The sequence below is a fragment of the Polynucleobacter sp. AP-RePozz3-80-G7 genome, assembly GCF_018882145.1.
GTDB lineage: Bacteria > Pseudomonadota > Gammaproteobacteria > Burkholderiales > Burkholderiaceae > Polynucleobacter.
Map to the genome: position 1 here is coordinate 119,870 of NZ_JACVPC010000005.1, position 14,791 is coordinate 134,660.

Annotated in this window: 16 protein-coding genes; 4 read left to right on the top strand and 12 right to left on the bottom strand. The window is 45.6% G+C overall.

The window, feature by feature from the left end; translation table 11 throughout:
* Positions 1-71 precede the first annotated feature (71 nt).
* Both ICE90_RS10120 and ICE90_RS10125 read left to right on the top strand, forming a co-directional pair.
* Positions 72-473, top strand: coding sequence for a DUF2177 family protein (locus ICE90_RS10120; RefSeq protein WP_215320637.1), 402 nt, complete (start codon positions 72-74; stop codon positions 471-473).
* 20 nt (positions 474-493) lie between these two features.
* Positions 494-2,119 carry a SulP family inorganic anion transporter gene (locus ICE90_RS10125; RefSeq protein ID WP_216192329.1) on the top strand — a complete coding sequence of 542 codons (1,626 nt, stop codon included), beginning with the start codon at positions 494-496 and terminating at the stop codon, positions 2,117-2,119.
* 7 nt (positions 2,120-2,126) lie between these two features.
* Here the strand turns inward: ICE90_RS10125 and ICE90_RS10130 are convergent, their stop codons facing one another.
* On the bottom strand, positions 2,127-2,846 hold the full coding sequence (locus tag ICE90_RS10130; RefSeq protein ID WP_216154527.1) for a sulfite exporter TauE/SafE family protein: 720 nt from the start codon (positions 2,844-2,846) through the stop codon (positions 2,127-2,129).
* 76 nt (positions 2,847-2,922) lie between these two features.
* Between ICE90_RS10130 and fnr the strand changes: the two genes are divergently transcribed.
* Positions 2,923-3,693 (top strand): fumarate/nitrate reduction transcriptional regulator Fnr, encoded by a 771-nt coding sequence (fnr, locus tag ICE90_RS10135; protein WP_215320643.1) that lies wholly within the window; start codon positions 2,923-2,925, stop codon positions 3,691-3,693.
* Here the strand turns inward: fnr and ICE90_RS10140 are convergent.
* From ICE90_RS10140 to ICE90_RS10185, 10 genes are all read right to left on the bottom strand, one after another.
* Positions 3,690-3,950, bottom strand: a complete 261-nt coding sequence (locus ICE90_RS10140) for a hypothetical protein (protein WP_215320646.1) — start codon at positions 3,948-3,950, stop codon at positions 3,690-3,692. The genes fnr and ICE90_RS10140 overlap by 4 nt on opposite strands.
* Positions 3,947-4,150: a FixH family protein gene (locus ICE90_RS10145; RefSeq protein WP_215320648.1), complete on the bottom strand. Its 204-nt coding sequence runs from the start codon at positions 4,148-4,150 to the stop codon at positions 3,947-3,949. Before ICE90_RS10145 ends, ICE90_RS10140 begins: the two co-directional genes overlap by 4 nt.
* A gap of 26 nt (positions 4,151-4,176) precedes the next feature.
* Positions 4,177-5,634 carry a cytochrome c oxidase accessory protein CcoG gene (gene ccoG / locus ICE90_RS10150; RefSeq protein WP_370623806.1) on the bottom strand — a complete coding sequence of 486 codons (1,458 nt, stop codon included), beginning with the start codon at positions 5,632-5,634 and terminating at the stop codon, positions 4,177-4,179.
* 12 nt (positions 5,635-5,646) lie between these two features.
* Complete coding sequence (gene ccoP / locus ICE90_RS10155; protein ID WP_216192331.1) at positions 5,647-6,573, bottom strand: cytochrome-c oxidase, cbb3-type subunit III; 927 nt, start codon at positions 6,571-6,573, stop codon at positions 5,647-5,649.
* Positions 6,570-6,737: a cbb3-type cytochrome c oxidase subunit 3 gene (locus tag ICE90_RS10160; RefSeq protein WP_216860878.1), complete on the bottom strand. Its 168-nt coding sequence runs from the start codon at positions 6,735-6,737 to the stop codon at positions 6,570-6,572. The genes ccoP and ICE90_RS10160 overlap by 4 nt, the downstream gene beginning before the upstream one ends.
* Before the next feature lie 35 nt (positions 6,738-6,772).
* Entirely contained in the window at positions 6,773-7,423 is a 651-nt protein-coding gene (ccoO, locus tag ICE90_RS10165; RefSeq protein ID WP_215320652.1) for a cytochrome-c oxidase, cbb3-type subunit II, read from the bottom strand.
* A gap of 12 nt (positions 7,424-7,435) precedes the next feature.
* The gene (gene ccoN / locus ICE90_RS10170) at positions 7,436-8,875 is read right to left on the bottom strand and encodes a cytochrome-c oxidase, cbb3-type subunit I (protein ID WP_215320654.1); all 1,440 of its coding nucleotides are present in this window, start codon (positions 8,873-8,875) and stop codon (positions 7,436-7,438) included.
* 190 nt (positions 8,876-9,065) lie between these two features.
* On the bottom strand, positions 9,066-9,221 hold the full coding sequence (gene ccoS / locus ICE90_RS10175) for a cbb3-type cytochrome oxidase assembly protein CcoS (protein WP_215320656.1): 156 nt from the start codon (positions 9,219-9,221) through the stop codon (positions 9,066-9,068).
* A gap of 9 nt (positions 9,222-9,230) precedes the next feature.
* Positions 9,231-11,699: a heavy metal translocating P-type ATPase gene (locus ICE90_RS10180; protein ID WP_255533356.1), complete on the bottom strand. Its 2,469-nt coding sequence runs from the start codon at positions 11,697-11,699 to the stop codon at positions 9,231-9,233.
* Positions 11,696-12,931 carry an MFS transporter gene (locus ICE90_RS10185; RefSeq protein ID WP_216192333.1) on the bottom strand — a complete coding sequence of 412 codons (1,236 nt, stop codon included), beginning with the start codon at positions 12,929-12,931 and terminating at the stop codon, positions 11,696-11,698. The genes ICE90_RS10180 and ICE90_RS10185 overlap by 4 nt, the downstream gene beginning before the upstream one ends.
* An 85-nt stretch (positions 12,932-13,016) precedes the next feature.
* Between ICE90_RS10185 and ICE90_RS10190 the strand changes: the two genes are divergently transcribed.
* Positions 13,017-14,000, top strand: coding sequence for a tripartite tricarboxylate transporter substrate binding protein (locus ICE90_RS10190; protein WP_216192335.1), 984 nt, complete (start codon positions 13,017-13,019; stop codon positions 13,998-14,000).
* 11 nt (positions 14,001-14,011) lie between these two features.
* On the opposite strand, the gene ICE90_RS10195 is transcribed toward ICE90_RS10190, so the two are convergent.
* Positions 14,012-14,767 carry a 2OG-Fe dioxygenase family protein gene (locus ICE90_RS10195; RefSeq protein ID WP_215320662.1) on the bottom strand — a complete coding sequence of 252 codons (756 nt, stop codon included), beginning with the start codon at positions 14,765-14,767 and terminating at the stop codon, positions 14,012-14,014.
* Between the last annotated feature and the right edge of the window lie 24 nt (positions 14,768-14,791).

Sequence of the window (14,791 nt, forward strand, 5' to 3'; positions counted from 1 at the left end):
ATTGAACTACTCATTTGCTCTTTCCATCATAATACTTATTATTAGTCCATAAAAGAATAAAGGTAACTTAATTGCTCAAGAATTTTGCCATTTACCTCTCATTTTTAATCGCCCTTATTGCAATCGATTTGGTATGGCTTTTGGGTATCGCAAAGAATCTCTATCGCAATGAGATGGGTGACTTAATGGCCAGCGAACCCAAGCTTATAGCTGGGCTTGCGTTCTACCTGCTTTATGCATTAGGCGTCTGCATTTTTGTAATTGTTCCGGCGCTATCAAAACAGTCCTGGATATATGCACTGCAATATGGCGCTTTGTTTGGTCTATTTTGTTATATGACCTACGACCTCACCAATCTGGCGGTGGTTAGAAACTTTCCAACACAATTGGCTTTCATTGATATTGCATGGGGCAGTTTTGTTACCGCCTTGTGTGCGAGTTTTGCTTACTGGGTTGGCAACCGTATCTCTTAGGCCATTGAAACATTCATCTTATGTTTTTTCGCCCCCGACTTTTTGACTCATTTTCTGGCTATAGCCGCGCCCTTTTCACTAAGGATGTTTTTGCTGGATTAACAGTTGGGATTGTTGCACTCCCATTGGCCATGGCTTTTGCAATTGCCAGCGGACTTAAACCCCAAGCAGGCATTTTCACTGCCATTATTGCTGGCGGGCTCATCTCCTTACTTGGAGGTAGCCGCGTACAAATTGGCGGACCGGCCGGAGCCTTCATCGTCATTGTTTACGGCATTGTGGAGCGCTATGGCGTTCCCAATTTATTACTAGCAACCGCCATGTCAGGAGTATTTTTATTTTTGATGGGAGTATTTCGTCTTGGAACGCTAGTGCGCTTTATTCCGATTGCAGTCATTGTGGGCTTTACCAATGGCATTGCCTTTTTGATTGGACTATCGCAAGTCAAAGATTTTTTCGGACTTCAAATCGAAAAAATGCCGGCTCAATTTTTTCAATCAGTGAATGCGCTCTACTTAGCAGCGGACACCTTTAACCCCATTGCGCTTAGTTTAGCTTGTGGGAGTCTTGCCTTACTCATTTTATGGAAGATATTTCAGGATCGCTTAGGATGGCTCTCCCACCTTCCTGGCACAGTGGTAGCAATGGTGGTGGCAACGATCGTTACCAGTATTTTTAATTTACCAGTAGATACGATTGGTAGTCGCTTTGGCGGTATCCCTTCAGGGCTCCCCGCTTTTGAATGGATTCCGATAAGCTGGGATAGCGCTCAATACATGGTGGCACCAGCCTTAACACTTGCCCTATTGGGTGCTATTGAATCCTTGCTATGCGCGCGCATTGCCGATGGCCTCATTCATGATCGCCATGAGTCAAATCAAGAGCTAGTAGCTCAGGGCATTGCTAATTTCACTATTCCATTTTTTGGTGGCATGCCAGCGACCGGTACGATTGCCCGCACAGTAACCAACATAGAGAGTGGCGGCTCTACGCCTATCGCCGGAATCGTACATGCGACAACTTTACTAATCATCGTTTTGTTTGCAGCGCCCCTTGCCAAGAACATTCCCCTAGCTAGTCTTGCGGCAATCTTGATGTATGTGGCCTGGAATATGGGGGATTGGCAGAAGTTTATTGATCTCAAGCAATTCCGCTTACCGTATCGAATCACCATCTTAAGTGTCTTTATTCTCACTGTTGTACTGGATCTCACGATTGCTGTAGAGGTAGGTTTGCTGCTCGCCTTTATAACCTTCATTTACCGAATCTCCAGCCTATCGCGTTGCGAGCCTGCTCTAGCTAGTGATTACCCAGGATTGAATAATCAACAAGGTCGAATCGATGCTTATCGAATTCATGGTGCCATCTTTTTTGGGGCAGTAAAACTCCTCGAAAAGATTGAGGCGAATTTACCCTCACAAACCCTCTTGTTAGATCTAAAGAACGTCATCTACATTGATACTTCAGGCATGGATACGATTATGGAGCTGGCACATCTGTGCACGATTCGTAATATTCGATTAATTATTTGCGGCTTAGCGCATCAACCATTAGAGATGGCAGAGCGCAGTGAATTTCTATCGACGCTACCGCAAGCTTCTTTCTATCCAGATCTGAGCGCCGGCATAGAAGCAGCAACAGCTTAAGAGCAACTTAAGAAATACAGAAGCCACCTTTTAATAAGGCTTCTGGCAATACCCAGGCACGATACATACCAAAGCCGCCTGCAATCAATAGAAGTGCAGCAGCCAAATACCTCACCCATAGATATTGCCCAAACTGAGTCAGTACCGCTGAAAATTTAGAGATCAGTAATAGGTTAGGCAATGTACCCAAACCAAATGCCAACATCAGTGCGGCACCAGTTGCTACATCACCAGATAAAAAGGCGAGTGGTAAAACGCTATAGACCAATCCACAGGGCACCAAACCCCATAGCATGCCGCTAAACCAACGCGAAGGGCCACTAGCCATAGCACCCAAGTATTTAGCCCAATAAGCTGCAATTTTTGTACTTAACCATTTGCCGCCAAGCAGACCTTCTGACTTGCTTATTCTGAGTAGACGTATACCCATCAGAATTAAGATCAGGGAGGTTAAAGCAAATAAGGGGCGCTGGATTGGAATGAGGTTTTGCTGCCAAACAACCACCCCTACTGACGCGGCAAGAGCGCCCAATAAGACATAAGTTGTGACGCGCCCCAAATGCATGATTAATTGGAGGTAAAAAAGCTCAGATTTTGGTCTGAGAGGGGTCTCCAGGGCTTTGGGCCGCTCTATGGCAGCTGCTATCCCACCGCACATCAGAGCACAGTGCCAGCCACTCACAAGAGCGCCCAGAAAGACCGCAACGAGTAAGCTAGTTGTCAGCATGAAATCAACAGAAAATAGGTAAAAGCCATAATCTTCATGCTTATAGAATAAACTGATCCCATAGATCAGCCCTAATATGAACTACAAACCTACCGATAGCCCAACCAGCAAATGCTCTGTATGCGTACTGGGTCAGTTTTGCCTTCCGGTTGGATTAAATAGTAACGAAGTTTCCCAGATTGATACCTTAGTTAAAGAGCGTGTTCATCTTCAAAAAGGTGAAAGCCTTTATCGTCACGGCGACCCACTCAGTTCTGTATATAGCGTGCGCTTTGGCACTCTTAAAACAGAGTTCTGCCTGCAAGACGGTCGACAACAAGTGATTGGCTTTCATCTGCCCGGTGAAATTCTAGGTCTTGATGGCATTGGTGAAGGACATTATCAGTCTGATGCGATTGCACTTGAAGAAAGTGAAGTCTGCATTATTCGTTACGATGCTTTTGAAGATTTGGCTCGGCAGATCCCTGTATTGCAAAATCAGTTCCACAAAATAATGAGTCGTGAGCTGACTCAAGATCAGCGTCACCTACTGTCACTTGGCACGATGCGTGCAGAAGAAAGATTAGCAGCCTTTTTATTGAGCCTCTCGCAACGTCTTGCTGCACGCGGCTATTTAAATAATGAATTTGACTTACGTATGAGCCGCAATGATATTGGCAGCTATCTTGGGATTCAGATTGAAACCGTTAGTCGCATGCTTTCACGCTTTGCAGAGTCGGGCCTCATTCAAATTAAACAACGCCACATCAAACTCATCGATATGAATGGGCTTTACGAACTAGCAGGAATTCCAAACCCAGATCGCCACGGCTGCGCAAGCCCTGAAATTCCAATCAAACAGGCTTAAATTAAGCCGCGGTCGATTTCCTTGCTATCGGGTGACTCAATCCCAGGCAGAATATAAGCAGTCAACGCGCTGGACGCCGCACAGAAGGTCCAGATCACAAAAAATCCAATGGTATAGATGCCCTCATCAGAAATATCTGGGTGATAACCAAAAAATAAAAGGTCTTGTGGGTGGATCACAGTAAATAACAAGCCCTCTGCCATACCGGCCACCAAAAATGAGGGCCACAAAATCCAGATTAGTAGGCGGTACTTCATTTTGTTGCCTGCGTATCTTTAATCTGTTCAACTTTTAAGCCCTGTTTCACAACGCCATCACGCAATGGCTTATCTGCATATAGATTTACAGCTAAGTAAATAGTAATAGCGCAGCCAATCATGGCGACAGCTGGTCCGCTAATTAAAAGCCATGGCCATAGTTGCTTGAACCAGGGTTTAGTAGTTTGTTGCTCTGTCATATCCATCCTCTCCATTGCCTTCTAGCTTAACGGGGAATAATAAAAGTAGATTTCTCTTCGCGAGTTCTCGTAATTAACTCGTTACCTGACATCTCATGAGCAACTACATCAAAATGAATTGGGTAGTTACCAGCCTCATTCGCTCCAACATCGGCGCTCACCTTGATCGGCATCAGAAGATTGCTAGCTGGCCCAACCTCAATCTCGGTAACAATCTGCCCTTGTGAATTAAGCACTTTCAACCCATCCAAACCAAGCGCCTTCACCTGCACATTCATATTATTTTCTGATGCATTCATGATTTGAATGCGATAAATATTTTCAATCCTTACACCCTCGACCTCGCGCGCCAACGCTCCACGATCACGCATCACATCAACCCTTAATGGGTTTCGGGTGGCGAGAGAAACTAGAAAAGCGGCTGTAAGCACAGTAATAAAAGCGGTGTAGATCAATACGCGCGGGCGCAAAATATGACGAATCGCACTTTGATTGGACTCTTTATCTTCAATGGCACGCTCGGTTGTATAGCGAATGAGTCCTTTTGGATAATCTACCTTCTCCATCACTTGATCGCATGCATCAATACAGGCACCGCAACCAATACACATATATTGCAAGCCATCACGAATATCAATGCCAGTAGGGCAAACTTGAACACAAATACTGCAGTCAACACAATCACCTAAACCTAGAGAAGCTTGATCTGCAGATTTACTGCGGCTACCCCTGGGTTCACCACGCACTTTGTCGTATGTAACCAAGAATGTATCTTTATCCACCATCACACTTTGGAAGCGTGCATATGGGCACATATATTTACAAACCTGCTCACGCATAAACCCTGCATTACCCCAGGTTGCAAAGCTATAGAAGCACAACCAGAAAGTCTGCCATGGGCCCAAAGACAGGTGAATTAATGCAGAACCTAAGGTGCTAATTGGGGTGAAATACCCAATAAAAGTAAAGCCTGTCCAGAATGCAATCAATAACCAGAGGAAATGCTTCGTAATCTTTAAGCGCCATTTACGGAAACCCCAAGGCCACTCTTCGCCATCTAATCGAATCCGCGCAAAACGGTCTCCCTCAACCTTGCGCTCGATCCACATAAAGATTTCGGTATAGACAGTCTGCGGACAGGCATATCCACAAAAAAGACGCCCGGCAACTGCAGTAAACAGAAATAAAGCGAGCGCGGAAAGAATCAATAACAGGGTAAGATAAATCACGTCTTGTGGCCATAACACGAGGCCAAAGATGTAAAACTTACGCTGAATTAAATCAAAAAGAACGGCTTGACGGCCATTCCAACTAACCCATGGCAAGCCATAAAAGAGCAGCTGAGTAGCAAATACCAGAATGAGGCGCCAGCGGGCAAAGAGCCCAGACACTGAACGCGGATAAATCTTTCGCCGGACCTCGTAAAGAGACTCCTCAATAACTTCTATCGGAACAGGTTTCCCACCCGGCGGAATATATGGCACTAATTACTAATCTTATTTAGCTGTTGCCGGTTGTTTACTGTTAGATAAACCCCAGACATAAGCTGTTAACACCTGGATCTTCTCAGGACTCAATACCTTGTCTTGAGCAGGCATCATTGCCATACGTCCCTTAGTTACCGTTTCAATAATCGTCGCTTCTGAACCGCCATATAACCAAGTTTTATCAGTTAAATTTGGTGCGCCAATAGCAATATTTCCTTTGGCATCAGGACCATGACAGGCTACACAATTTGCAGCGAATACTTGTGCGCCACGAGCTGCTTTAGCATCCTCTGCAGACAGACCAGAAAGGCTACGTACATAGTTAGCAACATCCACAATTTGATTGCTATCCAACTGTGGGAATGGAGGCATTACACCGCCACGACCATAGGTAATGGATGCTTTGATATTTTCTGGTGAACCCCCATAGAGCCAGTCACCATCAGTCAAATTAGGGAAGCCTTTTGCACCACCAGCATCAGAGCCATGACACTGTGCACAAGAATTTAAGAAGAGGCGTTGACCCATTTCACGGGCTTTAGGATCGGCCGCTACTTGCTCAATGTCCATCTTGACGTATTTCGCATAAACAGGCCTAAGCTCATCATTAGCATTAGTCATAGATTGCATTAGCGATCCATCAGTGCTATAGCCCAACACTCCAGGAAACGATCCAAGACCGGGGAATAACACCAAGTAGACCAATGCAAAGATGCAAGAGAGCAAGAACATCCACATCCACCAACGTGGCAATGGATTGTTTAACTCACGCAGATCGCCATCCCATACGTGACCCGTATCAGCAACCGCACCATCGGCCGTATGCACAACCTTAGCTTTCCTTTGGGAGAACAAAAGCCAGATACACCAGAAAATTCCAACTAATGCAACTAAGGCGATGTAAGCACTCCAACCGCTGCTAAAAAAGTCACTCATGATTTGTCCTTACTAAATTCATCCGGAAGATCAAATGGAAGCTCTGCTGATTCCCGATTTGCTTTTTTGCGACCGGGAGACCAAGCCCACAAAACAATTCCTACAAAAAAGACAAGGCCTATTACTGTAGAAAATGCCGAGAGGTAGGGAGTGATCTGTTCCATTTGATTTAAGTAGTTTTAATTAATAACCTTGTTGATTACTTCGCCACAACTTCTTCAACAGTAATATAGCGACGCGTAATGCCTAATCCTTGCAGGTATGCAACTAATGCATCCAACTCCGTCTTACCCTCTAACTCTGCAGGTGCATTTGCAATCATTTCATCAGTGTATGGAACGCCTAAACGACGCATGGCAACCATATGTGACTGAATAGAGCTTGCATCTGCCGCATTTTTTCCGAGCCATGGATAAGCAGGCATATTTGACTCAGGCACCACATCGCGTGGGTTATTTAAGTGGATCTGATGCCAAGCATCTGAATAGCGTCCACCTACACGAGCTAAATCTGGGCCTGTACGCTTACTGCCCCATAGAAATGGATGGTCATATACAGACTCGCCAGCCAAAGAGTAAGGGCCGTAGCGCTCGACTTCAGAACGCAAAGTCCGTATCTGTTGTGAATGGCAACCAACACAACCTTCACGTTGATAGATATCGCGGCCAGCTAAACGTAAAGCTGTGTATGGAACAACGCCAGGACTAGGCTCAGTCGTAGTGTGCTGGAAAAAGAGTGGAACAATTTGCACCAACCCTGCAATCGATACCACCACGATCGTTGCAATAATTAACCAACCAACGTTTTTCTCAAGCGTTCCGTGGGAAAAGAATTTATTTTCGCTAGACATTTTCTTCTCCTTTTAGTGTTCAGCAACGGCCATTGGAATAGGCGCATTTACAAAAGTTTTACCCTGCACTGTTTTGAAGACGTTATACGCCATCAAGAACATGCCGCTTAGATAGCACAAGCCGCCCATCAAACGAATGACATAGAAAGGGAAAGTCGCTTTAACAGACTCGACAAAGCTGTATGTCAACGTGCCATCTGGTTCAAATGCTCTCCACATCAAACCTTGCATAACACCGGCAATCCACATTGCAGCAATATAAAGAACAACACCAATAGTGGCGATCCAGAAATGCAACTCAATCCACTTGGTGTTGTACATTTCTTTTTGCCCAACCAAGCGTGGAATTAGATAGTAGAGAGAACCAATAGTAATCATGGCTACCCAACCTAAAGCTCCAGAGTGCACGTGTCCAATAGTCCAGTCTGTGTAGTGAGACAAACTGTTCACTGTCTTGATGGACATCATGGAGCCTTCAAAAGTAGACATACCGTAGAAGGACAATGCTACTACCAAGAATTTTAAGATCGGATCACGACGCAATTTATACCAAGCGCCAGACAATGTCATGATGCCGTTGATCATTCCGCCCCAAGAAGGAGCTAGTAAAATTAAAGAGAACACAGTACCGAGCGACTGAGTCCAGTCGGGCAAAGAAGTGTGTTGCAAGTGGTGAGGGCCTGCCCACATATACGTAAAGTTCAAAGCCCAGAAGTGAACAATCGACAAACGATATGAATAGATTGGACGCTCAGCCTGCTTTGGAATGAAGTAATACATCATGCCCAAGAAGCTAGTAGTCAAGAAGAAGCCTACTGCGTTGTGACCATACCACCACTGAACCATCGCGTCTTGTACCCCAGCATATGCGGAATAGGACTTCCATAATGTTGCAGGCATCTCTAAGTTATTAAAGATATGCAGAATGGCAATAGTCAGAATATATGCACCGAAGAACCAGTTCGAAACGTAAATATGTTTCGTTTTGCGCTTCATGATGGTGCCAAAGAAAACAACTGCGTAAGCTACCCAAACTACAGTGATCAAAATATCAATCGGCCACTCAAGCTCAGCGTATTCTTTTGAGGTTGATATGCCCAATGGCAATGTCACTGCAGCCAGCACAATAACTGCCTGCCAACCCCAGAAGGTAAAGGCTGCTAGCTTGTCACAAAACAAACGCGCCTGACATGTACGCTGAACGATGTAATAGGATGTTGCGAATAAAGCTGATCCACCAAAAGCAAAAATCACTGCATTAGTGTGCAAAGGACGCAAGCGACCATAGCTCAGCCAAGGAATATTAAAAGTGATTTCAGGCCAGATCAACTGGGCTGCGAGGATAACTCCCACAAGCATGCCAACAATTCCCCAAAGCACAGTAACGATGGCAAATTGGCTGACAACCTTGTAATTGAAGGTATCTTGATTACTCCCCACGGTAAGTCCCATGGTTTCTCCTTTTTTGTGACCAAACAGCGACATAATCCAAATAGACTGGATTGATTATCAAAGTAGAGCTCTAAGGGGGATTTGATCTATATCAAAAAGGGTGGGACAAATTCAGATTGAACCTCTAAGGGAAACCCTAGATTTCTTGAGCTATTTAGATATATAGCTATTTTTGAGAGTGTTTACTAACTTATTTGGATTTTGGGGTGTCATCATCCATCAAAATCGCCTCACCGGGACCGTCTAAATCGTCAAATTGACCATTTTTTATGGACCAGTTCAAAATCCAGACCAAAAGGCCAATTAAAACCAAAGAAACGGGAATGAGAAGAAATAGGCTTTCCATCTCTATAGTCTAAGCCTTTCGTAAACGCCAGGCATTTAAAGTCACGGCTAACGAAGAAAGTGACATTCCGATCCCGGCAACCCAGGGATTTACCAAACCCATCATTGCAGCAGGTATAGCGAGCAAGTTGTAAGCTAAGGCCCACCATAAATTTTCTTTAATGATCATGTGAGTTTTATCAGCTAGCAACAAAGTTTTTGCTAATGACTCCAAAGAGCTGGCCGTCAGAATTGCATCGGCTCCAGCAGCAGCTAATGGTGCGCCAGCACCAACCGCAATAGAGATATCTGCACGGGCAAGCAAAGGCGCATCGTTCACACCATCCCCAATAGCCCATACAAAACAACCTTCTTTTTGTAATCTTTCGATGTAGTCATACTTATCTTCAGGCGTACAGCCGCCTTGATAGTGCTCGATACCAACATGCTGAGCCCACCATGCAACCGTGGCGCGATCATCACCAGACACTAAATGCACTGCAATCTTTCTAGACTTCACTACTTTTAGGAATTGCTCTAACCCTGCTCTAGGCGTGTCCAAAAATACAAAGCTAGCTATCAATCCTTGCGCATCCGCTAAATGAACCTGACCGTATTGCCCTAATTGCGCACTCTGCTCTAACCCCAGCCACAATGGACTTCCCAAGCGATACTCGCCCGAACTTAAACCTTTTCCCAGTTGATTAATCACTGGCTCACTCAATATAGGTAAAGATAGATTTTCAGAGGTGCTAGCACGTATCAAAGAAAGCGCCAACGGATGTCTTTGCCCCGCCTCTAATGCCGTAGCTAAGGCTAACGCATCTTCACGTCGATAGCCCGTACGCAAATTAGTGATCTCTTGCAACTCTGGCTGACCCATCGTTAGCGTGCCGGTTTTATCTAACACTAAGTCAGTTGCTTTTACTAAACCTTCCATTACATGGCCACGCACAATTAGCAAACCCAATTTAGTTACAGCGCCCTGAGCTGCTGCCATAGCAGTTGGCACTGCTAGCGATAAAGCACAGGGACAACTGGCTACTAGAACGGAAACTAAAACCGTCCATGCACGACTAGGGTCGAAGTAAAGCCAGATAGCCGACGAAGCAAACGCACCAAATAGTAGGAAGGCAACAAAATAAGCAGTCCACTTTTCAGCCAGACTCACCATGACTGGTTTAGCTAGCAATGCTTGATCCAGTAAGGAAGCAATACCTGCTATGCGGGTTGATTGCCCCACTGCCTCAATTCTCATGAGCAATGGATTGAGAATATTATGAGTGCCAGCGTACACACGGTCACCAATCTTTTTCTCAACTGGCTTAGATTCGCCTGTGAGCAAAGACTCGTCTAAGGCGCTCACATTTTCAATCAAGACACCGTCAGCAGGCACCACCTCCCCCGGGGAAACTCGTAATACTTCTCCAGGATTGCAATTAACCACGGGGACTACCTCAATCTCTTGTGATGCAGGGTATTTGAATGCCCGCTCACATGTTGCAGGCAGTTGTTTAGCTAAGGCCTCTGCTCCACCTTGCGCATCTTGTCTTGCTAATAGCTCCACATATCTGGCCGCCAAGATGAATGCTACAAACATGGTGATGGAATCGAAATATGTGTGTCCAACACCGGCAACCAAATTAATGGTGCCCGCAGTAAATGCCAAAGCCAAAGCCAAAGCGATAGGAACATCCATTCCCAACATATGCGTTTGCTTAAACGACTGAACACTTCGCCAAGCAGACTGGAATATAGGTCCTGCTGAGTAGACCATCACAGGGACAGTCAATAACCAGCTAGTCCAACCTAAAAGAATCTCAAATTCCGGAGTGATGTCAGCGCCGACATACGTAGGCCAGGCATACATCATGACTTGCATCATGCCCAGCATTGCTACACCTAGTCGCAAAAGCAGGTGGCGTCTTTCCTTTTTAGCACGATCTAATGATTGGGAGGGCTCAAATGGCCAAGCCTCATAACCAATGCGCTCAATTTCAAAAAGTAATCTTGCTAAGCTCGTTTTATCTGGAGAAAAACGCACCATTACCTTTTGAGTAACATAATTGATTTGCACATCCTTAACGCCTGCATTACGACGCAAATGTTGCTCGCACAGCCAAACACAAGCTGCACATCGAATTTTTTCTAAGCGCAGAGTGGTTTCAAGATCACCCTCCCCTCCAGATGTGCGGGTGAAACGACCTCGTAACGAAGGATCATCATAAGGTTTGAGTTTTTCTGGAATCTCATTGCTTGCAAGATAAGCCGCCGGCTTATCACCCGACTGAGAGCGCCTGGCATAAAAAACCTCTAAGCCTTCTCCATGAATTGTTTGCGCGATTGCCATGCAACCTGGACAACAGAATGGACGCGTCTCACCACCCAGTTCCGCCTCAGTTAATTCCCCTGGGAGAATCTGGCTTGAACAGTGATAGCAAACTAAAGCATTCTCTTTGTTCATCTGCTCATTTATCTGCTCATTTATCTGACTACTCATACGCGCACTGAGCTACCCCAGCCTCTACGACGTTCGTAAATCACAAACAGAACGCCCCACATGACTACGGCAACGTATGCCCATATCCAGGCAACTTGTGAAGTACGAGAACCAGAAATATCCAAGATGAAACCAAAAATAGCGGGGCCCAATAGGCCACCACCAAAACCCATCAATGAGTGCAGGCCCATTGCAGCGCCCTTGATATTTTCTTGTGCACTAATTACCAAGCCCGCAGTGAGCGTTGAGGAATCTGCCATGATGAATATGGCATGCCCAATAGCCAGAGCAACAATCAACCACCACGACTGACCAGTTGAGCAAGCAAATGCAATACCGAATACAGCGCTAGTCAGCATCACAATGCACACCCATTTTTGACGCCCCACTCTCAAAGCAATTTCATTACCCAATATGGACGATGGCACACCAAAGAAATTAATCACCCCAGCTAAAGTAGTAGCCGTTAGGAAAAAATCTTCGCCAGAAGCAACTGCACAAAAAGCAAAGAAGGCAACAATCCAGCTTCTCGATGCAAAGAGCTCTAGAGTGTGAGCGGTGTAACCGAAAATAAATCCTGCAGCATTTTTGTCCTGCAAAACCAACTTCCATTTATCTACCGGAAAGATATCGTGCAGACGAATCTGGATTGGTCCTTGCCATTTCTCATGCTGAAGCGCTGGAATAAGTAATAAAACAATCAGAAATGCGCTAAATGGGCCCAATGCGATTAAACCAAATACATAGCGCCAGCCAAGCCCACTTAGAATCCAGCCAGAACACAAATACGAAAATCCAGTGCCAATGCCAAAGAAAGCGGTATAGAACGCGATGTGCCGCGTTAACTCACCAGACTGGATGCGATCAGACAAAATTTTCAGGCCAGGCATATAGGTACCAGCAAGACCAGCGCCATTTAGAGCCATAAAAAGTAGAGCCGTCCAAAAGTTATAAGCGAACAAACCCATGCCTAAAAGACCACAGCTTGCTGTGAGACCGCCTATTAAATAGACCTTACGCGCGTCCACCCGATCTGTTAAAGCCGTTGCTAAAGGAACGGCAAGCATGTAACCAAAGAAGAAAGCACTCGCAATCAGGCCCGACTGCAAATTACTGAGATGCCACTCCTCTTGCAAAGTCGTTAACACGACAGCGTAGCAAGCAAAACCTAATAAAGCACAGGTTTGCGCTAGAAGCATAAGAGGGGTATAGCCAGCTGAACGAAAGCGCATAGTTAGTCAGTAGAAACGTGAACTCATTCTACTCGCCCAGAACCAAATAGACCCGCTACACTACAGAAAACAAGATGGAGACAGCATGAATAGCAAATCTTTAATAGTTCGTTTATTGCAGATCGGGGCCGGCCTCATCATTGGCTCAGCAAGCCCCCTGGCATCAGCGGAAAACTACCCCTCAAAACCTATTAAAGCGATTGTTCCTTTTGCCCCTGGTAGCACAACCGATCAAATTGGACGTGCTTTTGCTGCAAAAATGTCTGAGTCATTAGGCCAGCCCGTAGTTGTTGAAAATCGCCCTGGCGCAAATGGCCTGATTGGCGCAGATTTTGTGGCCAAGGCCCCCGCAGACGGCTATACGATTCTGTTCGGAACCAATAGCACCAACGCCGCCCTGAAGAGCTTGGTCAAAAATTTACCCTATAACCAAGACACCGCCTTTACTCCCATTGGATTTTTTGGATCTGCTCCACTCATTATTGCCATCAATAATGATGTGCCCGCTAAATCACTGAATGGCTTTGTATCTCTAGCAAAAGCTAATCCAGGAAAAATGACATTTGCTTATGCAAGCACATCACAGCGCGTTTCATCAGAAATGCTGGCAAGCTTTGCTGATATCAAAATGATTGGGGTCTCATACAAGAGCGGCCCCAATGCTATGACTGATTTAATTGGCGGTCAGGTGAATATGTTCACATCCGACTTTGGAGTTTCATTACCTCAGGTACAAGCAGGCAAAATCCGTGGCTTAGCTGTCACCTCCCTGAAGCGCTCGCCGGCTATTCCAGAGCTACCTACAGTAAATGAAGCATTGGGTATCAGAGGCTATGAACTTATCGCATTCTTTGCGGCATTTGGTCCAGCGGGCATGCCGAAAGATGCCATCCTCAAACTCAATCAAGCCATCAACAGTGCAGCCAAATCAAAAGATCTAGTTGAGCGACTTTCAGCAAATGGTTTTGAAACTCAGCCAGGAACGCCTGAAGCCCTTGGTCAAAAAATCAAACTAGAAACTGCTAAGTGGGCCAAAGCGATTAAAGAAGCTGGCATGGAGCCAGAGTAAATCCAGTAGCCTTATTGCTGACTTCGATTTGGAGAGTCTTGAAAACCATTAGAGCGGTAAGTGAGAACTAAGGTATCTCGATACCCATATTTTCCTAATGGCTGAATTGGGGTTGATTCATGAATCATGCGCTGATCATTCATTAACAACAAAGACCAAGGTTGCGTGAGTGTAAAGCGCAATCCTGCAGAGCCAGAGGTATCAAATATTCTGGTCTCGCCACCCTTAATGCCTTCTCGATCTAACAAGAAGACTGCTACAAAATCAACGCCATCGCGATGGGCGCCTTCAGGTGTTGGGCGTCCGATGCCATCAGTAGTATCAATCCGAAATTGATGCGCTTCAACAAACCAAGTATTCACAGCCTTGAGGCCGTTGAGGATATGCGCAAGTCCCAGCAAGACGGATTGCCAAGCAGAACTACCTAACAACTCACCTTGAATGGGCTCAAACCAGCGCTCAATTCCACCATGTAACGCGTTGTAATCCAGCGATTGCCAGTGCGCACGATGTGGAACCATTGTGAGTTTATCGCCTTTAATCTCATAGCTGGCATGTCGACGAAAGCGATAGCGCCCACCATCTTTTAAATAAGGGTCGCGGGGCAAGTTTTCCCAATACTTCGTGAGATCTTGAAGCTTGGACAGATCTACATTACTAAATTCAGAGACCGTCTCAGCAGAAACCACAGCAAAGCCGTCATCACGCAACGCTTGATCGATCTGCTTGAGGGGGGTCAGCGTTGGCGCAAGGTCAGTCATTGTCATGGGTCTATTTTATGGCAGATGATG

What these genes read in the sequence shown, in the direction of transcription:
- ICE90_RS10125 (WP_216192329.1), top strand. Translation starts at nt 494, where the DNA reads ATGTTTTTTCGCCCCCGACTTTTTGACTCATTTTCTGGCTATAGCCGC.
- ICE90_RS10130 (WP_216154527.1), bottom strand. Translation starts at nt 2,846, where the DNA reads ATGCTGACAACTAGCTTACTCGTTGCGGTCTTTCTGGGCGCTCTTGTG.
- fnr (WP_215320643.1), top strand. Translation starts at nt 2,923, where the DNA reads ATGAACTACAAACCTACCGATAGCCCAACCAGCAAATGCTCTGTATGC.
- ICE90_RS10140 (WP_215320646.1), bottom strand. Translation starts at nt 3,950, where the DNA reads ATGAAGTACCGCCTACTAATCTGGATTTTGTGGCCCTCATTTTTGGTG.
- ICE90_RS10145 (WP_215320648.1), bottom strand. Translation starts at nt 4,150, where the DNA reads ATGACAGAGCAACAAACTACTAAACCCTGGTTCAAGCAACTATGGCCA.
- ccoP (WP_216192331.1), bottom strand. Translation starts at nt 6,573, where the DNA reads ATGAGTGACTTTTTTAGCAGCGGTTGGAGTGCTTACATCGCCTTAGTT.
- ICE90_RS10160 (WP_216860878.1), bottom strand. Translation starts at nt 6,737, where the DNA reads ATGGAACAGATCACTCCCTACCTCTCGGCATTTTCTACAGTAATAGGC.
- ccoO (WP_215320652.1), bottom strand. Translation starts at nt 7,423, where the DNA reads ATGTCTAGCGAAAATAAATTCTTTTCCCACGGAACGCTTGAGAAAAAC.
- ccoN (WP_215320654.1), bottom strand. Translation starts at nt 8,875, where the DNA reads ATGGGACTTACCGTGGGGAGTAATCAAGATACCTTCAATTACAAGGTT.
- ccoS (WP_215320656.1), bottom strand. Translation starts at nt 9,221, where the DNA reads ATGGAAAGCCTATTTCTTCTCATTCCCGTTTCTTTGGTTTTAATTGGC.
- ICE90_RS10180 (WP_255533356.1), bottom strand. Translation starts at nt 11,699, where the DNA reads ATGAGTAGTCAGATAAATGAGCAGATAAATGAGCAGATGAACAAAGAG.
- ICE90_RS10185 (WP_216192333.1), bottom strand. Translation starts at nt 12,931, where the DNA reads ATGCGCTTTCGTTCAGCTGGCTATACCCCTCTTATGCTTCTAGCGCAA.
- ICE90_RS10190 (WP_216192335.1), top strand. Translation starts at nt 13,017, where the DNA reads ATGAATAGCAAATCTTTAATAGTTCGTTTATTGCAGATCGGGGCCGGC.
- ICE90_RS10195 (WP_215320662.1), bottom strand. Translation starts at nt 14,767, where the DNA reads ATGACAATGACTGACCTTGCGCCAACGCTGACCCCCCTCAAGCAGATC.